Source organism: Streptomyces sp. C, from assembly GCF_000158895.1.
Lineage (GTDB): Bacteria > Actinomycetota > Actinomycetes > Streptomycetales > Streptomycetaceae > Streptomyces > Streptomyces racemochromogenes.
This window is the reverse complement of the sequence record NZ_GG657750.1, coordinates 6356919-6379121: the sequence shown is the minus strand read 5'-3', so window position 1 is coordinate 6379121 and position 22203 is coordinate 6356919. Positions and strand designations below refer to the sequence as shown.

Here is a 22203-nt window from a genome sequence, read left to right as displayed (position 1 = left end):
AAAAAAAAAAAAAAAAAAAAAAAAAAAGGAAAAAACTACGACAATTTGCCCCAAACAACTCCATCGAACACCACCCGCCCGTCGCCCCCGCCTCCCCGTCGGGCGTCAGCCCGCCCCGCCCCCGAAATGCGCAGCGGTCCGCCTCCAGCGCGGTGTCGGTGCCGCGCAGCACCACGTCGAAGGCCGGGGCGAGGGTGGACAGGGCGCTGCACACGAGCTGGCGGCGGGCGAGGGGGTCCAGGTCGGCGACGGGGAAGGGGAGCCGTGCCTCCACCCGGTCGCGGGCCGTGAAGCCGACGCCGATCTGCTCCAGCCCCGCTGCGTCGACCGCGGGCAGCCGGGTGCCGAGGCCGGCTTCCAGTTCCGGGGTTCCGGGGCCGGCGAGGAGTCCCGTGAGGCTGCCGCGGGGGCCGTCGCGGGTGTGCTCGGGCTGCGGTGCGGGGGCGAGCCGTCCCTCGGGGGTGACGAAGTAGGCCATCGAGGTGCGGGCGGGGGCGGCGACGGCCACCTTGGCGGCGGCGCCGCTCTCGACGACCCCGGTGGGTTTGATCCCGCAGCCGGTGAGCAGCAGCGCCGGGCCGAGCAGGGCGGCGGCGGCCGTGAGCGTCCGCGTACGGCTCATGCGGAGGCCTCCAGGGGCATGTCGAGGGTGAACACCGCTCCCCCGTCCGGGCCGTTGGCGGCGGTCAGGGTGCCGCCGTGGAGGCGGACGTTCTCCAGGGTGATGGCGAGTCCGAGGCCACTGCCGGCGGAACGGGCCCGGGAGGCGTCGGCCTTGAAGAAGCGGTCGAAGATGTGCGGGAGGACCTCCTCGGCGATGCCCGGTCCGCTGTCGGCGACCTCCAGCAGCAGGCGCGGCCCGCCGGGGTGTTCCTGGGCGCGTACGGCGACCCGTACGGGGGTCCCGCCGTGCCGCAGGGCGTTGCCGACGAGGTTCGCGAGGACCACGTCGAAGCGGCGCGGGTCGAGCCGGGCGCGGATCCCTCCGGGGAGGTCGGTGGTGACCCGGTCGTCGTCCCAGCGGCGGCGTTCCAGGGTCTTGCCGACGGCCTCGGCGACGTCCACGTCGTCGAGGTTGAGTTCGGCGGCGCGGGCGTCGAAGCGGGAGATCTCCATCAGATCCTCGACGAGGACGGCGAGCTTGCCGGTCTCGGCGCTGATCAGCCGCAGGGCCTTGGCGGTGTCCGGGTCGAGGCCGGCGGCGTCCTCGTCGAGGACTTCGGTGACGGCGAGCATCCCGGCGAGCGGGGTGCGCAGTTCGTGGGAGACGTCGGCGGCGAAGCGGCGGGCCCGGGCCTCCGCCTCCCGCAGTTCGGTGACGGACTCCTCCAGGGCGCCGGCGGTCTCGTTGAAGGTGCGGGCGAGGCCGGCGAGTTCGTCGGCTCCCCTGACGGTGATGCGGGTGTCGAGGCGGCCCCGGCCCAGGTTCTGGGCGGCGCGGCGCATGTCGCGTACGGGGCGCAGGACGCTGCGCGCGGCGAGCAGGGCGGGTACGAGGGAGATGGCCAGGCCCGGTACGGCGCCCTGTTTGGCGGCTTCGACCATGGCGTCGACGGTCTGCTGTTCGCTGGTGAGCGGCATGACGGCGTAGACGGTGACGCCGGTGGGCTCGCGGCTGCCGCCGCGGGTGAAGACGGCGGGCATGCCGATGGTCAGGTAGGGCTCGCCGCGGCCGTCCTCCACCCGCTGGAAGGCGCCGTGCGGGTTGGCCGCGACCTGGTCGCGGAGCTTCTCGGTGAGGACGGCGGAGGTGGTGGGGGTGCCGTTGGAGGAGGCGCGCAGGGTGCCGTACTCGCCGTAGACCACCCAGGAGTGGGGTTTTCCGCGTTTGCCCAGGTCGTTGACGAGGCGCTGGAGCTGCTGGCGGTCCATGGGCAGGCTCATGCCCTGGCCCTCCAGCTGGTCGCGCAGGGTGCTGACGGCCGTGTCCTGGCTCTGGGTCAGTACGGCCCTGCGAGCCTGCCGGTAGGTGAGGGCGGCGGTGCTGACGGCGCAGATGGCGGCGACGAGCAGGAACGCGGCGATCAGCCGGGTGCGCAGGCCGAGCGGCGGGAGGCGGCGCACGCTCTAGAGGGGGCCGAAGCGGTAGCCGAAGCCCCGCACGGTCTGTATGTAGCGGGGGTGCCCGTCGGGGTCCTCGACCTTGTTGCGCAGACGGCGCACGCAGGCGTCCACGAGCCGGGCGTCGGCGTGGTAGCTGTGCTCCCACACGTACTCCAGCAGCTGCTGCCGGGAGAAGACCTGTTCGGGTGAGGCCGACAGGTGGAGCAGGAGCTTGATCTCGCTGGGTGCGAGGGCGACGCGCTCGCCGTTCTTGGCGACGGTCAGTCCGGCACGGTCGATGGCGAGTTCGCCGTGGTGTTCCACGCCGGGCAGGCCGCCGGGGCCCTTGAGGCGGCGCAGCACGGCCTTGATCCGGGCCTCGATGATCTCGGTGCGGGCGGGTTTGACGATGTAGTCGTCGGCTCCGGCCTCCAGGCCGACGACGATGTCGAAGTCGTCGCCGCGTGCGGTGAGCATGATGATGGGGACCTGGCTGGTTTCGCGGATCCGGCGGCAAACCTGTACGCCGTTGATGCCGGGCAGCATCAGGTCCAGCAGGACCAGCTCGGGGCGGAAGCCGCCGATGAGGGCCAGTCCTTCCTCGCCGGTGGCGGCGGCGCTCACCTCGTGGCCGCGGCGGCGCAGGCCGAGGCCGACCCCTTCCCGGATGGAAGGGTCGTCCTCGATCAGCAGTACGCGTGGCATCCGGTCAGTATTCCAGGGTGGTTCATGTAGTTTCCTCCCGCTATCGGCCGACCTTGCGGCGCAGGGAGTCCAGCAGGTCGGTGATCTCGGCCAGGCGCAGCGGCCGGGCGAGGAGTACGACGACCAGGGCGAGCGCGGCGGTTCCCGCTCCGGCGGCGGCGAAGGAACCGAGGCCCTCGGCGGCGCGGGCGGCCGCGTACGCGGCGCCGGCGGCGGGCAGGCAGGCGGCGAGCAGCCGCAGGTGGGTGGTGAGGGCGGTGGTGCGGGCCCTCGCACGCGGACCGAGCCGCCGGGAGAGGGCGTACGCGGTGACGGCGGCGCCCCCGATGAAGGCGAGGGAGGTGGCGGCGGCCATGCCGGTGACGGCCCAGCGCACGGGGAGCAGCTGGTAGGCGGCGTAGGACAGGCCGGCGTTGAGGGCGACGATGACCAGGTTGAGGAAGAAGGGGGTGCGGGTGTCGGAGAGGGCGTAGAAGCCGCGCGCGAGCGCGTACTGAGCGGAGTACGCGATCAGGCCGGGGGCGAAGGCGGCGAGCATGCCGGCCATGGCCGCGACCTCGGCGGGGGTGACCTTGCCGTATCCGGAGAAAACAGTCCATCACCCAGGGGGCCAACGCGGCGAAGAGCGCGGCGGCGGGGACCACGAGGGCGGCGCTGGAACGCAGGGCGTACGAGACGTCCTCGCGGACGAAAAAAAAGGTCGCCGTCGGCTGCGGCCGAGCTCATCCGGGGCATGAGGGCGGTGACGAGGGAGACGGTGATGATGCCCTGGGGGACGATCCACAGCTGGTAGGCGCTGGTGTAGGCGGCGTAGCCGTAGCCGGGGGCCTGGTCGCCGATGGTGGTGGAGAGCTTGGTCACCACCCAGTAGGCGAACTGGTTGCTGAGGACCAGCACGACCAGCCAGCCGGCGTTGCGCAGGGGTCGGGTGAGGCCGCTGCCGCGCCAGTCGAAGCGGGGGCGCCAGCGGAAGCGGGCGGCGCGCAGGGAGGGGACGAGGGCGAGGGCCTGGACGGCGATCCCGGCGGTGGTGCCGACGCCCAGCAGCCGGGTGTCGGCGGCGTCGAGGGCGTCGCGGCCGCCTCCGGAGGCGTACAGGAAGAAGCCGAAGACGCCGATGGTCACGATGTTGTTGAGGACCGGGGTCCACATCATCGCGCCGAACCGGCCGCGGGCGTTCAGTACTTGGCCGAGCAGGGTGAAGAGCCCGTAGAAGAGGATCTGCGGGAGGCAGAAGCGGGCGAGGGCGATGACGGTGCTCCGCTGGGCGTCCGTGTAGGAGGCGGGGGTGTACGCGTCGACGATCAGCGGCGCGGCGAGGACGGCGGCGGCGGTGAGCGCGAGGAGGGCAGCGGTGCAGGCGGTCAGCAGCCGGTCGGTGTAGGCGGCTCCGCCGTCGCCGTGTTCCTTGGCGGCGCGGACCAGCTCGGGGACGAAGACGGCGTTGAGCGCGCCGCCGATGAGCAGCATGTAGATGATGTTCGGGACGGTGTTGGCGACGGTGTAGCCATCTCCGAGGAATCCGGCGCCCAGCGCGGCGAGGACCACGGCGGAGCGGACGAAGCCGGTGGCGCGGGAGACGACGGAGCCGGCGGCCATCAGCGCGCCGCTGCGCAGCACCGAGGCCTTCGCCGGGGCCCCGGCCGCCGCCGTCGCGGGGGCCGGGCCCGCGGGGGCCGCGCCCGGCGGTGCGCTGCTGGTGGATCCGTACATCGGGGTCTTTCCCTTCGCCGAGCCGAAGGTGGAGGGTATCCCGGCGGCCGGGGCCGGTCGAATTCAGCTCCCGGTAGGGTCCTTTGGCCCCCGCCGCGGCGCGGAAGGTCCTTTTTCCGTCCCGGAGCCGTCCGTTGGCCAATTCCGGACGGCCGGATTCCACAAGTCCCCCGAATGTGACCGGATGGCAACAGTTCCGCTGCGGCCCATGTCACAACGGTCCCGGGGAGTTTTTGCGCGAAATGCGCAACCTAATGTGGCCGCGTTCGCTCCTTACCTGAGGACGACCGTTATTTCGGAGGGGTTTTCGTTGAGCCGTACACGCCGCACCGCACTTCCGCGCCGCCGCACCCGTCACGCCGTGCTGGCGGGCACCGCGCTGCTGACCCTCGCCCTCAGTGCCTGCGGGAGCGGCGGCTCGGACGGGAAGGCCGGCGGCGACGGGAAGGGGGGCGGGACGGAGAAGGGCCCGGACATGGCGATCTCGGTGAACGTCACGGGTGACCAGGTCAAGGCCGGCGAGCCGGTGAAGGTGACCCTCGCCGACGGCAAGTTCTCCCTGGTCAAGGTGGTCGACGGCAAGGGCGGCGAGCTGGCCGGGCAGATATCCGCCGACGGCCGGACGTGGACCTCGGAGCGCAACGCCTCCCCCGGCACCGACTACAAGGTCGAGGCGCAGAACACCGCCAGCCAGAGCGCGAGCACCCAGTTCAAGACCTCGCCCGCGGACAAGGTGAACAAGGTCTCCATCAACATCCCGAAGGGCAGCACGGTGGGCGTGGCGATGCCCGTCTCGCTGGTCTTCGACAATCCGGTGAAGAACAAGGCCGAGGTCGAGAAGCAGCTGAAGGTGACCACCTCGAACAACACCGAGGGTTCCTGGGGCTGGTTCAAGGACTATTCCGGTAAGGACCGGGTGGACTGGCGGCCGAAGGACTACTGGAAGTCCGGCACCGACGTGAAGGTCGACATGCACCTGAACGGTGTGGACTCCGGTTCCGGCGGCGGGCTCTTCGCGCGCGATTACAACACCGAGTTCAAGATAGGCAAGGACCGCCGGATGGAGGTCAGCCTCGACACCAAGAAGATGACGGTGACCGAGGACGGCCAGACGGTGAAGACGATCCCGGTCTCGGCGGGCACGCCCGGCGGCCAGAAGGCCTCCTGGTCCGGGAAGATGGTGCTGATGGCGAAGGAGGGCACCATCCGGATGGACTCCCAGACGGTGGGCCTGGGCGACTCCTACGACAAGATGGTCGACTACTCGATGCGGCTGACCTGGTCGGGCATGTACGCGCACGCCGCGCCCTGGAACTCCGCCAACTTCGGCCGCGTCAACTCCAGCTCGGGCTGCGTGGGCATGAGCGACGCCGAGGCCAAGTCCTTCTACGAGCGGGTGCAGGTCGGCGACGCCTTCGAGGTGGTCGGCAGCGGTTCCAAGGGCAACGCCGAGCTCGGCAACGGGTACGGCGAGTGGAACCTGTCGTGGGACCAGTGGAAGGCGAAGAGCGCCCTGGCCGGCGGCGGCTCCCAGCAGGGCTGACCGTACGGGCGGCCCCGCTGACCCCTCCTCAATTGTTACCGCTACGTAACTTACTCACGGGTTACCTTGAGTAAGCCCCTCCCGTTACCGTCGGGTCACTTTTGGACACCGGCGCACGCGAGGAGCGATCGATGAGAACCCGCCCCACCACGGCAGCCGCCGTGGCCGCACTGCTCGCGGCGACCGCCCTGGGCCTGTCCCCCCATCAGGCCCAGGCGGCCCCCGCCGCCGCCACCTCGCAGACCGACACGTCCTCGCAGGTGCGCTTCCACGACATCCCCGGCTCGGGCGGCATCACCCTCAAGGGCAACGTCTTCACCCCGGCCGGCGCCGAGCCCGGCCGGAAGTACCCGCTGATCGTGCTCCCTACCAGCTGGGGCATGCCGCAGATCGAATACATCGCCCAGGCCAAGCAGCTCGCCGACTCCGGCTACGTCGTGGTGAGTTACACCTCCCGCGGCTTCTGGCTCTCCGGCGGGCAGATCGAGACCGCCGGTCCGGCGGACACCGCCGACGTCTCCGCCGTCATCGACTGGGCCCTCGCCAACGCCCCCGCCGACCCCGGCCGCATCGGCCTCGGCGGGGTCTCGTACGGGGCCGGCATCAGCCTGCTGGCTTCCGCGCACGACCCGCGCGTCAAGGCCGTGGTGGCCCTCAGCGGCTGGGCCGACCTCATCGAGTCCATCTACTCCGGCCGCACCCAGCACCTCCAGGCCGCCGGCATGCTCGGCGCCGCCGGCTACCTCACGGGCCGCCCCGGACCCGAACTCCAGCAGATCCTCGGCGACTTCCTCGGCTCGAAGCTGGAGAACGAGCAGGCCATGATCGAGTGGGGGAAGAAGCGCTCCGCCTCCGCACAGGTCGGCCGGATCAACGCCAACGGCGCCGCGATCATGCTGGGCAACGCCTGGGGCGACACCGTCTTCCCGCCCAACCAGTACGCGGAGTTCTTCGAGAAGCTCACCGGCCCCAAGCGCCTGGAGTTCCGCCCCGGCGACCACGCCACCGCCGAGGCCACCGGACTGCTCGGCCTGCCCAACGACACCTGGACCAACGCCCACCGCTGGTTCGACCGCTACCTCAAGGGCGAGCGCAACGGGGTCGACACCGAGGCCCCCGTCCAGATCAAGTCCCGCAGCACGGACGGGTACGAGGGCTACGCCGACTGGAAGTCGGTCGGCTCCGGCGGCACCGAGAAGCTCCCGCTCGCCGACAGCGAGCACGTCTGGGCGAACGTCGACTCCGGCGCCAACGGCGGGATCCTCTTCCTCTCCAGCGTCCTCGACCAGTTCGCGAAGGCCCCGCCGGCCGCCTCGATCCCGCTGCTCCCCCGCGCCTTCGCCGCCGTCTGGCAGTCCCCGCGCTACGAGCGGGAGCGCCGGATCCGCGGCACCGTGCGCCTGCACACCACCGTCACGCCCACCAAGGGCGACGGCACCTTCGTCGCCTACCTCTACGACGTCGGCCCGCTCGGCGTCGGCAAGCTCGTCAGCAACGCCCCGTACACCTTCCACGGGAAGACCCCAGGGCAGTCCTTCGGGGTCGACCTGGACCTCTTCTCCACCGCCTACGACGTCCCCGAGGGCCACCGCCTGGCCCTCGTCGTCGACACGGTCGACCCGCTCTACATCGAGCACAACCCCGCCGGCGCGCAGCTGACCTTCTCCTCGCCGCGCACCGATCCCTCGTACGTCTCGGTGCCGCTGCGCGAGCAGTGATCCGCGGCCGCTGCCGGGGGGCCGTCTATCTCCCCGGCAGCACCGTGCCCGGTTCGGCGGGTGCGACCTCGACGGCCCTGGTCTTCAGGCTGCGCCGCTCGCGCCGCGCGACCCAGGTGGCGAACCAGGACAGCAGCATGCACATGCCGATGTAGATCGGCGAGATGATCATCACGACGGGGATGAAGGGCAGGTCGTAGTCCAGGTTGGAGGCGATCAGCTTGCCCGCGTGCAGGAACTCCTCGTAGGTGATCAGGAAGCCCAGCGAGGTGTCCTTGAGCGCCACCACCAGCTGGCTGATGATCGTGGGCAGCATCGCCCGGACCGCCTGCGGCGCCAGGACGAAGGTCATCACCTGCGTCTTGCGCATGCCGAGCGCGTACGCCGCCTCGCGCTGGCCCTTCTCCACCGCGTTGACGCCCGTACGGAAGACCTCGGCGAGCACCGAACCGTTGTACAGCGTCAGCCCCGCCACCAGGGCGGGCAGCGGCTGGACCTTCAGCGCCACGAAGATGAAGAAGATCATGACCAGGACCGGCATGGCCCGGAAGAACTCCACGCACAGCGTGGCGGCCCAGCGCACCGGACGGTGCACCGAGAGCCTGCCGGTCGCGAGCACCGCGCCGAGCACCAGCGACAGCACGGAGGCGTACGCGAAGGCCTTCAGGGTGTTGCCGAGCCCCTTGAGCAGCAGCTCCTGGATGCCCTCGTACTCGAAGGGGCTCCACTTGGCGGCGGTGAACTGGTCGGTGTCGAAGAGGAGGTAGAGGATCCACGCCAGCAGGCCGAGGATCACCGCCGTCGAGGCGATCCCGTAGAGGAAGTGGCGGCGCCGGGCCCTGGGCCCGGGCAGGTCGTAGAGGGCGGTGGACCCCAGGTCCCCGTGCAGCGCGTGCGCGGTCATCGGGCGACTCCGTAGCGCTTCTCCAGCACGTTGAAGACCGCGCTGATGGACAGGGTGATGATCAGGTAGCCGACGGCGATCCAGACGAAGGTCCAGATGATGCTGTAGCCCAGCTCGTTGAGGGTCTTGTACGTGCCCAGCAGCTCGGTGACGCTGAAGGCGCCGGCGATCGCGGAGTTCTTCGCGAGCGCGATCAGGGTCGAGCCGATGGGCGGGATGACGGAGCGGAAGGCCTGGGGCAGCACCACCGTGCCCAGGGTCTGCCCGAAGGACATGCCCAGGCTGCGCGCGGCCTCGCCCTGGCCCTTGGGCACGGTGTTGATGCCGGAGCGCAGCGCCTCGCAGATGAAGGCCGAGGTGTAGCAGCCGAGGGCGAGGACGGCGAAGAGCTGGAAGGGCAGGACCAGCCCGAAGCGCGGCAGGCCCAGCAGGACGGCGAAGAAGAGCAGGGTGAGCGGGGTGTTGCGCAGGACGGTCACCCAGACCGTGCCGAAGACGCGGAAGGAGCCGACGGGCGCGACGCGGAAGGAGGCCATCAGGAAGCCGAGCACCAGGGCGAGGAGCGAGGCGTAGACGGTCAGCTCCACGGTGCCGAGGAAGCCCTTGCCGTAGAGCGCGAAGTTCTCGGTGAGTACGTTCACGGGGTGCGCTCTCCCTTCAGCCCGCGGGGTAGCGGTCGATGGCGGGCGGCCGGGGGGCGGGCCGGCCGGAGAGGCCGAGGGTGGCCTCGTAGGCCTTCTTCCAGTCGCCGTTCTTCTCGTCGGCTTCCAGTGCGTCGTCGAGGGCGAAGCGCAGGGCGTCGTCGCCGCGGGGGACGCCGATGCCGTAGGGCTCCTTCGAGAAGGGCTCGCCGACGACCTTGAGCTCCTCGGGGACCTTGGCGGCGTAGCCGAGGAGGATGGAGTCGTCGGTGGAGACGGCGTCGACCTGGTAGGTCAGCAGGTTGTCCACGCAGACCGAGTAGGTGTCGTAGGCGACGAGGACGGCCTTGGGGAACTCCCGCTGGAGCCGCTGGTAGGGGGTGGAGCCGGCGGCGGAGCAGACCTTCTTGCCGGCGAGGTCCTCGGGGCCCTTGATGTCCTTCTCGTTCCTGCGGACGAGGAGGGACTGGCCGGCCATGAAGTAGGGGCCCGCGAAGCCGACCTGCTTCTTGCGGTTGTCGTTGATCGTGTAGGTGCCCACGTAATAGTCGATCTGGCCGTTCTGCAGGGCGGTCTCGCGGTTGGCGGAGGCGATCGTCTTGAACTCGATGGTCTTGGGGTCGAAGCCGAGCGAGGCCGCCATCATCTTGGCGATCTCGATGTCGAAGCCGGAGTAGCGGCCGCTCGCGGGGTCCTTCTCCCCCATGTACGGCTGGTCCTCCTTGACGCCGACGACGAGGCGGCCCCGCTTCCTCGCCTTCTGCCAGGTGCGCGACTCGGGCAGGGAGAAGCCGGTGTCGACCTTGTAGACGGGCAGGTCCTCGGGCTGGGGGCCCTTGACCGGGGGGCTGCCGGACTTGCCGCAGGCGGTGGTCGCGAGGAGCAGGGCGGCCAGGGCGAGTGCGCGCAGGGTGTGCTTCATCGGGCCGCCCCTCAGTGCTTGAGGATCTTGGAGAGGAAGTCCCGGGCGCGGTCGCTCTCGGGGGCGGTGAAGAAGCCTTCCGGGGTTCGGTCCTCGATGATCCGGCCGTCGGCCATGAAGACGACGCGGTTCGCGGCGGAGCGGGCGAAGCCCATCTCGTGGGTGACCACGACCATGGTCATGCCGTCGCGGGCGAGCTGCTGCATGACCTCCAGCACCTCGTTGATCATCTCGGGGTCGAGGGCGGAGGTGGGTTCGTCGAAGAGGAGTGCCTTGGGGTTCATGGCGAGGGCGCGGGCGATGGCCACGCGCTGCTGCTGGCCGCCGGAGAGCTGGGCGGGGAACTTCTCCGCCTGGCCGGCGAGGCCCACCCGGTCCAGGAGCTCCCGGGAGCGCTTGTCGGCCTCCTCCCTCTTGCGCTTGCGCACCTTGACCTGGGCCAGGGAGACGTTGGCCAGGACGGTCTTGTGCGCGAAGAGGTTGAAGGACTGGAAGACCATGCCGACTTCGGCGCGCAGGCCCGCCAGCTCCTTGCCCTCGGCGGGCAGGGGGTGGCCGTCGAGGGTGATCGTGCCGGACTCGATGGTCTCCAGCCGGTTGATCGTCCGGCAGAGGGTGGACTTCCCGGACCCGGACGGTCCGATGATCACCACTACCTCCCCGCGGCCGACGGTGAGGTTGATGTCCTGGAGGACGTGCAACTTCCCGTAGTGCTTGTTGACGTCCCGCAGCTCGATCAACGGATCGACGGCCATACGCTGCCCTGCCCACTTGTCGGTGTGTCGAGGTCAGCGCAAACTATCCAGCCGCCGGGGGGACTTCACCACGACACGCCAAAAAGGTACATAAAGTACATTGACCTACATTGACCTGCCGTGACCCGCATCGGCCCTTCGCTCAGCCCTCGGAGGCCTCGGCGTAGGCCTGGCTCAGCTCCGGGGAGCCGGTCATCGCCCAGGACAGCCCCGACTCGATCACGTTGAGCTCCCGCCCGGACGCGAGCCGGATCACCGGCTGGCCGTTGGGCCAGACCTGCCAGCCGGCCCCCGGAAGGCTGCGCACGATCACGGTCCCGAGGTAGAAGCCCGCGTCGTTCCCCAGCCAGGGCGCGGCCTCGGGGTCCCGGCGCCAGCGCGGCATCAGCTGGTCCAGGGCCTCCAACGAGGCCGGGGTCTGGTCGAGTTCCAGCCCGGCCGCCCTCGCCTGGGACCGCAGCATCTCGCACTCCGAGAACAGCTCGGCGACGCCCTCGGGATCATCCGCGAGGGCGGCGGCGAGCCCCGCACCCTGTTCCGTTTCGTGCCGGTTCAGCCAGTTGGCCAGGAAAGGGATGTTCATACCGACCAGCCTGGCACCAGGATCCCCGGCTGGCCACAGGGCGCGCCCCGATCCGTGCTTCTTCTAGAGGTCCAGGTCGACGACGACCGGGGCGTGGTCGGAGGCGCCCTTCCCCTTGCGCTCCTCGCGGTCCACGTAGGCGTCCTTGACCGCCTTCGCGAAGGGCTCGTTCCCGTAGACCAGGTCGATGCGCATGCCCCGGTTCTTGGGGAAGGCGAGCTGGCGGTAGTCCCAGAAGGTGTACGGGCGGTCGTACTTGAGCGCGCGCGGCATGACGTCGGCGAGCCCGGCGGTGCGCAGGGCCTCCAGGGCGGCCCGCTCGGCGGGGGTGACGTGGGTGAGGCCCGCGAAGACGGCCGGGTCGTACACGTCCTCGTCGGTCGGCGCCACGTTGAAGTCGCCGAGGACCGCGAAGGGCCGGGTGCCGGCCGCGTCCTCGGCGATGGCGGTGGCCAGGGCGCCGAACCAGTTCAGCTTGTAGCCGTAGTGGTCGTGCTCGACCTCGCGGCCGTTGGGCACGTACACGGACCAGACGCGCACCCCGCCGCAGGTGGCGGAGATGGCGCGGGGCTCCTGGACGCCCTCGTAGTCGGGGCCGCCGGGCAGCCCCACGACGACGTCCTCCAGCCCGACGCGGGAGAGCAGGGCCACACCGTTCCACCGGCCGGTGGCGTTGACGACCGACTCGTAGCCCAGCTCGCGCAGCTCGGCGGCGGGGAACTGCTCCGCGGAGCACTTGGTCTCCTGGACGCACAGCACGTCCGTGCCGGAGCTCTCCAGCCAGGCCAGCAGGCGCGGCAGCCGGGCGGTGATCGAGTTGACGTTGTACGTGGCGATACGCATGTACACCAACCTACCGCCCGGCACCGACAGTCAGAGCGCGGCGCTCTCACCTGCGCCGAGGCGGCTGTGCGGGGCGCCGCCGAAGGTGTCCAGGGCCATGTCGTAGATCGGCCGGGCGATGTCGGCGAGGTAGGCGTCGTGGATGTCGATGGCCCGGGCCGGCTTGACCTCGCGGACGTAGTCGATCACCTCGGCGACCTTGTTCCACGGTGCGTGGACCGGCAGCATCAGCGTCTGGACCGGGACGCCGGGCACGGTCAGCGCGTCCCCGGGGTGGAAGAGGGAGCCCTCCACGAGGTAGCCGACGTTCGTGACCCGCGGGATGTCCGGGTGGATCACGGCGTGCAGCTCGCCGTGGACCTGGACCTCGAAGCCGGCGGCGGTGAAGGCGTCGCCGTGGCCCACGGTGTGCACCCGGCCCGGGTAGGCGGCGGCCATCCGGTCCGCGACGCTGCGCAGGGTCCACAGGGCGGCGGCCGGGTTGGCGTCGAGCGCCGCGCGCAGCCGGCCCTCGTCGAAGTGGTCGGGGTGCTCGTGGGTGACCAGCAGGACGTCCGCCCCGAGGCCGGCGTCCGGTTCGCTGAAGGCGCCCGGGTCGATGACGAGCACGCGCCCGTCCTTCTCCAACTGGACGCAGGAGTGCAGCCGTTTGGTGAGCTTCATGATCCCACCCTAGGGTCTGTCGTCAAACTCCCGTCGTCGCCCGGAGGGCGGCCTCGCGGCGTCTGGTGCGTGCTCTCGGTGCGCCGGGCGGAAGCCCGCGTACTGGACGTACTTGGCTTTCGCCCGGTGCGGCGAGAGCGCGTGCCAGGCGTCGCGGGGCAGACGGGAGTTTGACGACAGACCCTAGGCCGTGCCCGGCCTACGGCACGGCGGTGGAGACCACGTAGACGCGGGGGGCCGACGGGTTGGTGAGGTCGACGGTGACGTCGCGGGTGGGACGCGGGTCCCCGGCCTCCAGGGTGACCCCGGACCACTGGTGCTTCGGGCTCCAGCTCCAGCCGGCCACCTTGGCGTCGCGCTCGGAGACCGACACCCCGGGGGTCAGGGCGTCCCTGCTCGTGCCCACGCCGGCCAGGAAGGTGTCCAGCTCCGCGGGGCTCACCTGGAACTGCACGTACAGCCGGCTGGTGTGCCAGTTGTTGGTCTCCAGGTAGCCGACGTGGGAGGCCATCAGCGGGATCGGCACCTCGTAGATGCTGCGCTGCACCTTGGAGGGCCAGTCGGTGCGCACCTTGACCGCGCCCACCCGGGCGGCCTTGTCCCTGCCGCTCTGGCGGCTCTGCTGCGCCGAGACGAACAGGTACCCCGCCGGGACCCCGATGAGCAGCACGATGATGATCGCGGTGACCCAGCGGCGCCGTACGGTGTGCCTGCGGTCCTCGCGCTCCTCGGCGGTGGGCGGCTGCGTACCGCCCGCTTCGGGCGAGGAGGCCTGGCGGGGCAGGGAGGGCGGTGTCACTGCTGTTCCTGATCCTTGGGGTCCGTGCGGTCCGTGGGGCCCGCGGCGCCGCGCCGGCCCAGCTGCGCGTAGCGCTCGTGCCGCTCGACGCGCCGGCGGGTGGCGCGGCGGAAGCGGCGGGCGACGAGCCGGGCGAGGTCGGCGGCGCCGACCATGCCGGCCTCGGGGCCCAGCTGGGCCTTGGCGATGCGGGCCTCGGGGCGGTAGCCGCGGCCGGTGAGGTGGCGGCGGAAGGCGTCCCGGGCGGGGCCGATCAGCAGGTCGTCGGCGGCGCTGACGCCGCCGCCGATGACGAAGCAGGACGGGTCGAGGGCGGCGGCGAGGTTGGCGATGCCGACGCCGAGCCACTGGCCGATGTCCTGGAGGAGCTCGACGCACATGGCGTCGCCCTCGCGGGCCAGCTCGGTGATGAGGGGGCCGGTGATCTCGTGGACGTTGCCGCCGACCCTGGCGATGATGTTGTACGCGACCGGGGAGTCGGCGGCGGCCAGTTCGCGGGCCTCGCGGACCAGGGCGTTGCCGGAGCTGTACTGCTCCCAGCAGCCGCGGTTGCCGCAGGGGCAGCGGTGTCCGCCGGGGACGACCTGCATGTGGCCGAACTCGCCGGCCACCCCGAAGCGGCCGCGCTTGACCTGGCCGCCCTCCAGGATGGCCCCGCCGATGCCGGTGCCCAGGGTGATCATGACGAGGTGGTCCTCGCCGCGACCGGCGCCGAAGCGCCATTCGGCCCAGGCGGCGGTGTTGGCGTCGTTGTCCACCATGACCGGGACCGCGAGCCGGGACTGGAGGGCGTCGCGCAGCGGCTCGTCGCGCCAGGCCAGGTGCGGGGCGAACAGGACGCGGGAGCGGTCGGCGTCGACCCAGCCGGCGGCGCCGATGCCCACGGCGTGCACGTCGTGCCGGTCGGACAGGTCGAGCACCAGCTCGACGATGGTGTCCTCGACGACCTTGGGGCTCTTGGACTTGTCCGGGGTCTCGGTGCGGATCTGCTCCAGGATGACCCCGTCGGCGTCGACCACGCCCGCCATGACCTTGGTGCCGCCGATGTCGATGCCGACGGTCGGGACGCGCGGGGCGGTGCGCAGGGAGCGGCGCTCGCGGGTCCCGACGGTCCGCAGGACGGTGCCCCGCGCCGCCCCCCGGTGGGCGAGCGTGAAGTCCCGGTACGTGCTCATCGAGTCGTTTCGTCCCTGTCGGCGGCCGGATCGGATGGGGTGGTCGCCCCTGATTCTGCCACCCGCTCCAGCTCGTGGCTCAGCTCCTCCAGCTCCGAGCCGCCCGCCATCTGCCGGGTGAGCTCGTCCAGGGTGATCGAGTCGCGGGTGTGACTGCCCGCCATGGCGCCCCGCTTGAGGAGTACGAAGCGGTTCCCGACCAGGTACGCGTGGTGCGGGTTGTGGGTGATGAGGACCACGCCGAGGCCCGCGTCGCGGGCGGCGGCGACGTACTTGAGGACCACGCCGGACTGCTTGACTCCGAGGGCGGCGGTGGGCTCGTCCAGGACGAGGACCTTCGCGCCGAAGTACACGGCGCGGGCGATGGCCACGCACTGCCGCTCGCCGCCGGAGAGGGTCCCGATGGGCTGGTCGACGTCGCGCAGGTCGATGCCCATGCGCAGCAGCTCGGTGCGGGTGGTCTGGCGCATGAGGTCGACGTCGAGGCGGCGGAAGGGGCCGCGGCCCTTCGTCGGTTCCGAGCCGAGGAAGAAGTTGCGCCACACCGGCATGAGGGGGACGACGGCCAGGTCCTGGTAGACGGTGGCGATGCCGTGGTCGAGGGCGGCGCGCGGGTTGGCGAGCTCGGTCTCGGCTCCCTCGATCTCGAAGCTGCCGGCGTCGTGCCGGTGCAGACCCGCGATGATCTTGATGAGGGTGGACTTGCCGGCGCCGTTGTCGCCGAGCACGCAGGTGATCTCGCCCGCCGACACCTCCAGGGACACGCCCTGGAGGGCGCGGATGTTGCCGTAGTACTTGCTGACGTCCGTCAGCTTCACCAGTGGCGTGCTCATGCCCGCGCCTCCGCCCGCTTGCGGACCCATGCGTTCAGCAGCGTGGCGAGCAGCAGCATGGCGCCCAGGAAGAACTTGAACCAGTCCGGGTTCCACTGCGCGTAGACGATGCCGTTGCTGGTCATGCCGAAGATGAAGGCGCCGACGGCCGAGCCGATCGCGGAGCCGTAGCCGCCGGTCATCAGACAGCCGCCGATGACGGCCGCGATGATGTAGAGGAACTCGTTGCCGACGCCTTCGCCGGACTGGACGACGTCGAAGGAGAAGAGGATGTGCTGCCCGGAGATCCAGGCGCACAGCGCGACCCCCATGTAGAGGCCGATGCGGGTCTTGACCACCGGGACGCCGGTGGCGCGGGCCGCGTCGGCACCGCCGCCGACGGCGAAGATCCAGTTCCCGGCGCGGGTGCGCAGCAGGATCCAGGTGGCGACGGCGACCAGCACCAGCCACCACAGGATGGTGACCTTGAGGGTGACCGAGCCGACGTTCCACTGCGAGGCGAACAGGGCCCGCGCGGAGGAGAAGCCCTCCATGTCGGCGATCGTCTTGGTGGACACCGAGCCGCTGATCAGCTTGGTGAAGCCGAGGTTCAGGCCGGTCAGCATCAGGAAGGTGCCGAGCGTGATGATGAAGCTCGGGAGCTTCGTGCGGGTCAGCATGAACCCGTTGAAGAAGCCGATGGCCAGGGTGACCAGCAGGGACACGAGGACGCCGACCCAGACGTTGGCGGTCATCTGGTAGCTGAACATCGAGCTGAACAGCGCCGACGTGGTCACCATGACGCCGGCGGAGAGGTCGAACTCGCCGCCGATCATCAGCAGGGCGACCGGGACCGCCATGATGCCGATGGTGGAGGCCGAGTACAGGACCGTGCTCAGGCTGGAGGGCTTCAGGAAGCTGTCCGCGGCGAAGCAGAAGAAGACGAAGACGGCGGCGGCGCCGACGACCGCGCCCAGCTCGGGCCGGCCCAGCAGGCGCCGTACGTACGAGGTGGGCGCGAGCCGTTCGTCGGCCGCGGGGGCGGCGGCGCTCATCGGCTGCCCCGCTTGATGTACTCCTCCAGCGCGGCCGCCTCGGCCGCGGTGACGATCTGCGGCCCGGTCAGCACCGGGCGGCCGCCGCCGAGCACGTCCGCGTTGTAGCGGTGGAGCCACAGCAGGTCCACGGCCTCGTAGCCCTGCAGGTAGGGCTGCTGGTCCACGGCGAAGCCCAGCGTCCCGGACTTCAGGTCGCGGGCGACGGACGCGTTGAGGTCGAAGGTGTCCACCTCGGCCTTGCTGCCCGCCGCGTCCTTCGCCTTGACGGCGGTCGGGGCGAAGGGCGCGCCGAGGGTCACGATGGAGTCCACGGAGGGGTCCGCCTGGAGCTTGGCCTGGATGGCGGCCTGGACGGAGGGCATGTTGGTGCCCTCGACGTACAGGTTCTCCATGCTGCCGCCGAAGGTCTTCTTCGCCCCGGCGCAGCGCTGCTCGTGGCCCACGTTGCCCTGCTCGTGCAGGACGCAGACGGCCTTCTTCTTCCCGCGCTTGGTCAGCTCGGTGCCGACGGCCTCGCCGGCGATCTCCTCGTCCTGCCCGATGTGGGTGAGCGCCCCGTACGCGGCGGACTGGGCGGAGCCGGAGTTGACCGTGACCACCGGGATGCCGGCCTTGACGGCCTTGCCGATGACGTCCTTGAGGGCTTCGGGCTTGGCGAGGCTGACGATGATCCCGTCGACCTTCTGGTCGATGGCGTTCTGCACGAACTGGGCCTGCTGCTGCGCCTGGTCGTCGTGGGAGTAGACGAAGTTGATGTTGTCCTTCGCGGAGGCCTCCTTGGCGCCCTTCTGCACGATGTCCCAGAAGGTGTCGCCGTCGCCCGCGTGGGTGACCATCGCGAAGGTCCAGCGCGGCGTGGACACGGCGGGCCGGCCCGCCTCCGCGGCCTTCGCCCGTTCCTCGGCGCGCTTGCCGCCCGTGCTGCTGCAGCCCGCGAGGGAGGCCCCCAGTACCGCCGCGAGCACGGCGCCGACGACGCGTACCCCTGTCCGAACCCTAGCCACGTCCCCGTGCCCTTCCCTCGTCCGTCATCAATCGGTCATTACGGTTTCAGCCGCCCAGTATCCGCCACAGTGGACCATGAAGGGTCATCGGGGCGTGCGCGGGCAGATTGACAGGTCCCCCGTACGGGGCCACGTTGAGTGCATGCGCATCGGGCTGATCGGAACGGGCCGGATCGGCTCCTTCCACGCGGCCGCACTGGCCCGCCACCCGGACGCCGGCTCGCTGCTGCTGGCCGACGCCGACCCCGGGCGGGCCGCGCGGCTCGCGGACCGGCTGGGGGCCACGGCCGCTCCGACGGTCGACCAGGTCTTCACCTGGGGCGTGGACGCCGTGGTGGTGGCCTGCGCGACGGAGGGCCACGCCGACCTGGTGGTACGGGCGGTGCGCGGCGGGCTGCCGGTGTTCTGCGAGAAGCCGCTGGCCCCGGACCTGGCCCGGACGCTGGCCGTGCTGCGCGAGGTCGGGGCGGCCCGGGGGCTGCTCCAGGTCGGTTTCATGCGGCGCTTCGACGCGGGCTGCCGGACCGCGCGCGAGCTGGTCCGTTCGGGTGCTCTGGGGCGGCTGCACACGGTGCGCACGATGACGGCCGACCCGGCCCCGCCGCCGGCCGAGTACCTGGCGGCCTCCGGGGGCCTGTACCGGGACTGCCTGGTGCACGACTTCGACATGGTCCGCTGGGTGACCGGGCACGAGGTGGCCGAGGTGTACGCGACCGGCTCCGACGGGGGGCCGGCCCGGTTCCGGGAGGCCGGCGACGTCGACACGGCCGCCGCCGTCCTCACCCTGGACGACGGGACGCTGGTCACCAGTACCGGGACCCGCTGCAACGGCGCCGGGTACGACGTGCGGATGGAGCTGGCCGGGGAGCTGGACCAGGTCTCCTCCGGGCTGGACGACCGCACGCCGATCGCCTCGACGGAGCCGCACGGGCCGCCCCCGGCGAGCAAGCCGTGGTCCGGGTTCCTGGAGCGGTTCGCCCCCGCCTACGAGGCCGAGCTGGCGGCGTTCGTACGGCTGGTGCGCGGCGAGGGCGACAACCCCTGCGACGGGCTCCAGGCGCTCGCCGCGTTCCGGGTGGCCGAGGCCTGCGAACGCTCCCGGCGGGAGCGCCGGCCCGTACGGCTGGAGGAGCTCCCGGACCTGTAGGGAGCGGGCGCCGGCGGACATCGGGCCACAGTAGGCCGGGTGATCAAGCCCGCAGGAGCCGTTTACCGGCCAATCGGCGGCCGGCGGGCGACGGGCGGCGGGGCGGGACCGTCAGCGCGCCGCGCGGCGTCCCCAGGCGGTGCCGGCCAGGACGAGTGCGGCTCCGGCGAGTCCGGCCGGGCCGAGGTGTTCCCCGCCGATGGCGATGCCGGCGGCGGCCGCCCACAGCGGTTCGGTGCCCAGCAGCAGGCTGACGCGGGACGGGGAGGTCCGGCGTACGGCCCACATCTGCACGAAGAAGGCGAAGAGGGTGCAGAAGACGGAGAGGAAGGCGAGTCCGGCCCACTCGGCGGGGCCGAAGTCCGCGGCCGCCGTCCAGGGCCCGTCGCCGGTCCCGGGGACGGCCGCGAGCAGGGCGAAGACCAGTACGGCGGCGCCGAGCTGGACGGTGGTCAGGGAGAGCGGGTCGGCGTCCTGGACGGCCTTGATCCGCGCCATCAGCAGGACGTGCAGGGTGCGGGCCAGGGCCGCTCCGAGGATCAGCAGGTCGCCGGGGCCGGGCGCGGTGAAGCCGGCGCCCTGGGTGAGCAACACGACCCCGGCCACCGAGACGGCCGCGGCCCCGAGGAAGGCGGCCGAGGGCTTCCTGCGGCGCACGGCGGACTCGGCGAGCGGCGTGAAGATCATGGTGAGGCTGATGATCAGACCGGCGTTGGTGGCGGAGGTGTGCACCACCCCGTAGGTCTCCAGCAGGAAGATCCCGCCGAGTACGAGGCCCAGCGCCGCGGCGCCGCGCAGCTGGGCGGGACCCAGCGCGCGCAGCCGCCGCCGTCCGGCGAGGACCAGCACCGGGAGCACGAGCGCGAAGCGCAGCACGAGGACCGCGATCACGGTGTGCGCGGTGGTGATCCCCTTGGCGGCGAGGTAGCTGCCGCCCCAGACGACGGCGACCAGCAGGACGGGCAGGTCCGCGAGCCAGGCCCGGCGGGGGGCGAGGGCGGGGGCGGGAACGCTGAGGGTGGTCACCGGGCGGCTCCGACGGGGTGAAAGGGCGTGGAGACGTCGGCGGCTCGCACGGATGCGGGGTCACCGTACCCGAGTGGATCTTCCGGGTCGACCGGTTATCCCCCGCCCCCGCCGGCCTCGCGCCCCCCGCCCCGGGCTCAGTCCGCGAACGTGCCGAAGGAGGCGCGGCCGGTGGGGCGGTAGGTGTGGATGGCGGTCCCGCTGCCGGTCGTGCGGGAGGCGGTCAGCTCGAAGGCCGTGGGCAGGCCGCCGGTGGGGAACAGCCGGCGTCCCGCGCCGAGGAAGACGGGGAAGACCAGCAGGTTCAGCTCGTCGACGAGGTCGCGGGCGAGCAGCCACTGGGCGAGCTGTCCACTGCCGTGGACCTGGAGCTCCCCGTCCATGGCGTCCTTGATGCGGACGATCTCCGACTGGAGCTGCTCCCCGTCCACCACGGTCGCCGGTCCCCATCCGGGGTCCTTGAGGGTGGTGGAGGCGACGTACTTCGGCAGCCGGTTGAGCTTGTTCGGGACCGGGTCGGCCGGGTCGTCGTGCAGCGGCCAGTACGAGGCGAAGATCTCGTACGTCCGGCGCCCGAGGAGGAAGGCCCCGGCCCGGTCGAAGAGCTCGTTCACGAACTCCCCCATGCCCTCGTCGGCGAAGGGCACGAGCCACCCGCCGTACGCGAACCCGCCGCTGCGGTCCTCGTCGGGGCCGCCGGGGGCCTGCATCACTCCGTCGAGGGTCAGGAAGGTGGTCAGGGTCAGCTTGCCCATGGCGCGGCGCTCCTCGTGTCGTCTGCTTCTCCTCCTCAGACTCCCGCCGGTGCCCCGGCTCATCGGTGCGGCGCGCGTGAACGCCGGCTCGGATTCCCGCCGAATGCGGGGAACGGAGCGGGGAGGAACGACGTGAACGGCAACACGGTGGCCCTGGTGACGGGCGTGCGCGACGGGGCGCACCGCGGAAGCGGTGCGCCCCGTCGGCGCATTCATGACCCCCGGGGGTGTCGGCCCCCGGGGGTCAGGTCACGAGGCGGGGCGGGTCAGCCGCCCAGCTCCTGGTGGCGGGCGGCGTGCGCGGCGGCGCCGGCCTCCGTCAGCGAGCCGAACAGGCGCAGGCGGGAGAAGCCGCCGTCCGGGAAGATGTCGATCCGGACGTGGGTGCCGACCGCCGGGGCGTCCAGCACGAAGCGGTGGTTGGTGTCGGGCTGCAGGCGGGTGCGCGGCAGGAACTCCGTCCACTCGCCCTCCTCGCCCGTCTTGATCGACAGCGAGGCCCAGCCGGCGGAGTTGCCCTTGAGGTAGGCGGTGTCGATCTCCACGGCGCGGATCTCGGACTCGGCGACGAGCTGGTAGCGGATCCAGTCGTTGCCGTTGTCGCGGCGGCGGGCGGTCTCCCAGCCGTCGTCCATCTTGCGGGAGCGGCCCGGGTTGATGGTGTTGGTCGGCGGGGAGTAGAAGCGGTTGGACGCGTCCTCGACCGAGCCGCCGTTCTCCAGGGCGACGACGTCGAAGGTGCCCAGCACGGCGAGCCACTTCGGGTCGGGGCGCACCTCGCCGTAGACGCGCAGGCGGGCGATGCCGCCGTCCGGGTGCTGGTTCAGGCGCAGGTGCGTGAAGCGCTGCTCGACGTTGACCTCGAAGCCGTTGGCCGCGTGGCCGCCGACCGCGGTGCGCTCGACGAGGGTCGTCCACTTGACGTCGTCGGAGAGCAGCTCCGCCTCGGTCGGGGAGCCCTCGACGGACGCGCCCAGGACGGACACGGCCTGCGGCATGTTGCCGCGGAAGTGGGCGGTGTCGACGACGATGCCGCGGATGACACCGGGGGCGCCGAGGCGGATCAGGGCGTAGTCGTGGTCCTCGGCGGTCGGCCAGGGCTGCTCGGCGGACACGCCGCGGCGGCGGCGGGTCTCCCAGCCGTCCATGACCTTGCCCTTGTGCCCGAAGTGCTCGGGGTCGAAGTGGCCGGCCTCGGCGATCAGCAGGTTCTCGCGCTCGGCGAAGAACTCGTCGTTGGCGGCGATGACACCGGCGCCCAGCTCTCGGGCGGCGAGGTTCGCGTACTGGGTGAAGGGGAACTCCGCGGTGCGGTAGTCCGCGTACGGGTCGCCGCCCCCGTACGGGTTCGCGTTACCGGTGAAAGAAGCCAGTCCAGTCGAACGCTGTGCCAC

21 protein-coding genes and 1 pseudogene are annotated in these 22203 nt (G+C 71.4%); 3 read left to right on the top strand and 19 right to left on the bottom strand.

Going from position 1 to position 22203, the window contains the following annotated elements; genetic code table 11:
* The 4 genes and pseudogenes from SSNG_RS44980 to murJ all read right to left on the bottom strand — a co-directional run.
* A partial coding sequence (locus SSNG_RS44980; RefSeq protein WP_042802152.1) for a hypothetical protein occupies nt 1-622 on the bottom strand: 622 nt, incomplete at its 3' end.
* Complete coding sequence (locus tag SSNG_RS28660; RefSeq protein WP_007267428.1) at nt 619-2064, bottom strand: HAMP domain-containing sensor histidine kinase; 1446 nt, start codon at nt 2062-2064, stop codon at nt 619-621. The genes SSNG_RS44980 and SSNG_RS28660, both read right to left, overlap by 4 nt.
* A 3-nt stretch (nt 2065-2067) precedes the next feature.
* Nucleotides 2068-2748: a response regulator transcription factor gene (locus SSNG_RS28655; RefSeq protein WP_007267427.1), complete on the bottom strand. Its 681-nt coding sequence runs from the start codon at nt 2746-2748 to the stop codon at nt 2068-2070.
* Between the two features lie 40 nt (nt 2749-2788).
* A pseudogene (gene murJ / locus SSNG_RS28650) lies at nt 2789-4347 on the bottom strand (murein biosynthesis integral membrane protein MurJ).
* A 424-nt stretch (nt 4348-4771) separates the two neighbouring features.
* On the opposite strand from murJ, the gene SSNG_RS28645 reads away from it, so the two are divergent.
* On the top strand, nt 4772-6004 hold the full coding sequence (locus SSNG_RS28645; protein WP_042802150.1) for an Ig-like domain-containing protein: 1233 nt from the start codon (nt 4772-4774) through the stop codon (nt 6002-6004).
* 131 nt (nt 6005-6135) lie between these two features.
* Entirely contained in the window at nt 6136-7722 is a 1587-nt protein-coding gene (locus tag SSNG_RS28640) for a CocE/NonD family hydrolase (protein ID WP_042802148.1), read from the top strand.
* Between the two features lie 25 nt (nt 7723-7747).
* On the opposite strand, the gene SSNG_RS28635 is transcribed toward SSNG_RS28640, so the two are convergent.
* The 12 genes from SSNG_RS28635 to SSNG_RS28580 all read right to left on the bottom strand — a co-directional run bounded on the left by SSNG_RS28635 (nt 7748) and on the right by SSNG_RS28580 (nt 17881).
* Entirely contained in the window at nt 7748-8626 is an 879-nt protein-coding gene (locus SSNG_RS28635) for an amino acid ABC transporter permease (RefSeq protein WP_007267423.1), read from the bottom strand.
* Complete coding sequence (locus SSNG_RS28630; protein WP_007267422.1) at nt 8623-9267, bottom strand: amino acid ABC transporter permease; 645 nt, start codon at nt 9265-9267, stop codon at nt 8623-8625. Before SSNG_RS28630 ends, SSNG_RS28635 begins: the two co-directional genes overlap by 4 nt.
* A 16-nt stretch (nt 9268-9283) precedes the next feature.
* Complete coding sequence (locus SSNG_RS28625; protein ID WP_007267421.1) at nt 9284-10189, bottom strand: glutamate ABC transporter substrate-binding protein; 906 nt, start codon at nt 10187-10189, stop codon at nt 9284-9286.
* An 11-nt stretch (nt 10190-10200) separates the two neighbouring features.
* Nucleotides 10201-10944: an amino acid ABC transporter ATP-binding protein gene (locus SSNG_RS28620; RefSeq protein ID WP_007267420.1), complete on the bottom strand. Its 744-nt coding sequence runs from the start codon at nt 10942-10944 to the stop codon at nt 10201-10203.
* A 142-nt stretch (nt 10945-11086) separates the two neighbouring features.
* On the bottom strand, nt 11087-11527 hold the full coding sequence (locus tag SSNG_RS28615; protein ID WP_007267419.1) for a DUF6278 family protein: 441 nt from the start codon (nt 11525-11527) through the stop codon (nt 11087-11089).
* 63 nt (nt 11528-11590) lie between these two features.
* Nucleotides 11591-12370, bottom strand: a complete 780-nt coding sequence (locus tag SSNG_RS28610) for an exodeoxyribonuclease III (protein ID WP_007267418.1) — start codon at nt 12368-12370, stop codon at nt 11591-11593.
* Nucleotides 12371-12400: 30 nt separating this feature from the next.
* Nucleotides 12401-13033 carry an MBL fold metallo-hydrolase gene (locus SSNG_RS28605; protein WP_007267417.1) on the bottom strand — a complete coding sequence of 211 codons (633 nt, stop codon included), beginning with the start codon at nt 13031-13033 and terminating at the stop codon, nt 12401-12403.
* Nucleotides 13034-13232: 199 nt separating this feature from the next.
* Nucleotides 13233-13832, bottom strand: coding sequence for a hypothetical protein (locus tag SSNG_RS28600; RefSeq protein WP_007267416.1), 600 nt, complete (start codon nt 13830-13832; stop codon nt 13233-13235).
* A complete protein-coding gene (locus SSNG_RS28595; RefSeq protein ID WP_007267415.1) occupies nt 13829-15007 on the bottom strand; it encodes an ROK family glucokinase in 1179 nt (392 codons plus the stop codon). Before SSNG_RS28595 ends, SSNG_RS28600 begins: the two co-directional genes overlap by 4 nt.
* Nucleotides 15004-15870: an ATP-binding cassette domain-containing protein gene (locus SSNG_RS28590; protein WP_050779761.1), complete on the bottom strand. Its 867-nt coding sequence runs from the start codon at nt 15868-15870 to the stop codon at nt 15004-15006. The genes SSNG_RS28595 and SSNG_RS28590 overlap by 4 nt, the downstream gene beginning before the upstream one ends.
* A complete protein-coding gene (locus SSNG_RS28585; protein WP_007267413.1) occupies nt 15837-16874 on the bottom strand; it encodes an ABC transporter permease in 1038 nt (345 codons plus the stop codon). The genes SSNG_RS28590 and SSNG_RS28585 overlap by 34 nt, the downstream gene beginning before the upstream one ends.
* A complete protein-coding gene (locus SSNG_RS28580) occupies nt 16871-17881 on the bottom strand; it encodes a sugar ABC transporter substrate-binding protein (protein ID WP_128637206.1) in 1011 nt (336 codons plus the stop codon). Before SSNG_RS28580 ends, SSNG_RS28585 begins: the two co-directional genes overlap by 4 nt.
* 142 nt (nt 17882-18023) lie before the next feature.
* On the opposite strand from SSNG_RS28580, the gene SSNG_RS28575 reads away from it, so the two are divergent.
* The gene (locus SSNG_RS28575; RefSeq protein WP_007267411.1) at nt 18024-19028 is read left to right on the top strand and encodes a Gfo/Idh/MocA family oxidoreductase; all 1005 of its coding nucleotides are present in this window, start codon (nt 18024-18026) and stop codon (nt 19026-19028) included.
* Between the two features lie 111 nt (nt 19029-19139).
* Here the strand turns inward: SSNG_RS28575 and SSNG_RS28570 are convergent, their stop codons facing one another.
* The 3 genes from SSNG_RS28570 to alc all read right to left on the bottom strand — a co-directional run bounded on the left by SSNG_RS28570 (nt 19140) and on the right by alc (nt 22203).
* Nucleotides 19140-20054, bottom strand: a complete 915-nt coding sequence (locus SSNG_RS28570) for a DMT family transporter (protein ID WP_007267410.1) — start codon at nt 20052-20054, stop codon at nt 19140-19142.
* A 137-nt stretch (nt 20055-20191) separates the two neighbouring features.
* Nucleotides 20192-20809, bottom strand: a complete 618-nt coding sequence (locus SSNG_RS28565; RefSeq protein WP_007267409.1) for a dihydrofolate reductase family protein — start codon at nt 20807-20809, stop codon at nt 20192-20194.
* 266 nt (nt 20810-21075) lie between these two features.
* Nucleotides 21076-22203 carry an allantoicase gene (gene alc / locus SSNG_RS28560; RefSeq protein ID WP_007267408.1) on the bottom strand — a complete coding sequence of 376 codons (1128 nt, stop codon included), beginning with the start codon at nt 22201-22203 and terminating at the stop codon, nt 21076-21078.

Bases quoted from the DNA above. Each gene is read 5' to 3' on its own strand.
- SSNG_RS28610 (WP_007267418.1), bottom strand. From the start codon at position 12,370: ATGCGTATCGCCACGTACAACGTCAACTCGATCACCGCCCGGCTGCCG.
- SSNG_RS28605 (WP_007267417.1), bottom strand. From the start codon at position 13,033: ATGAAGCTCACCAAACGGCTGCACTCCTGCGTCCAGTTGGAGAAGGAC.
- SSNG_RS28655 (WP_007267427.1), bottom strand. From the start codon at position 2,748: ATGCCACGCGTACTGCTGATCGAGGACGACCCTTCCATCCGGGAAGGG.
- SSNG_RS28635 (WP_007267423.1), bottom strand. From the start codon at position 8,626: ATGACCGCGCACGCGCTGCACGGGGACCTGGGGTCCACCGCCCTCTAC.
- SSNG_RS28595 (WP_007267415.1), bottom strand. From the start codon at position 15,007: ATGAGCACGTACCGGGACTTCACGCTCGCCCACCGGGGGGCGGCGCGG.
- SSNG_RS28590 (WP_050779761.1), bottom strand. From the start codon at position 15,870: ATGGGTCCGCAAGCGGGCGGAGGCGCGGGCATGAGCACGCCACTGGTG.
- SSNG_RS28585 (WP_007267413.1), bottom strand. From the start codon at position 16,874: ATGAGCGCCGCCGCCCCCGCGGCCGACGAACGGCTCGCGCCCACCTCG.
- SSNG_RS28620 (WP_007267420.1), bottom strand. From the start codon at position 10,944: ATGGCCGTCGATCCGTTGATCGAGCTGCGGGACGTCAACAAGCACTAC.
- SSNG_RS28640 (WP_042802148.1), top strand. From the start codon at position 6,136: ATGAGAACCCGCCCCACCACGGCAGCCGCCGTGGCCGCACTGCTCGCG.
- SSNG_RS28615 (WP_007267419.1), bottom strand. From the start codon at position 11,527: ATGAACATCCCTTTCCTGGCCAACTGGCTGAACCGGCACGAAACGGAA.
- SSNG_RS28575 (WP_007267411.1), top strand. From the start codon at position 18,024: ATGCGCATCGGGCTGATCGGAACGGGCCGGATCGGCTCCTTCCACGCG.
- SSNG_RS28625 (WP_007267421.1), bottom strand. From the start codon at position 10,189: ATGAAGCACACCCTGCGCGCACTCGCCCTGGCCGCCCTGCTCCTCGCG.
- SSNG_RS28565 (WP_007267409.1), bottom strand. From the start codon at position 20,809: ATGGGCAAGCTGACCCTGACCACCTTCCTGACCCTCGACGGAGTGATG.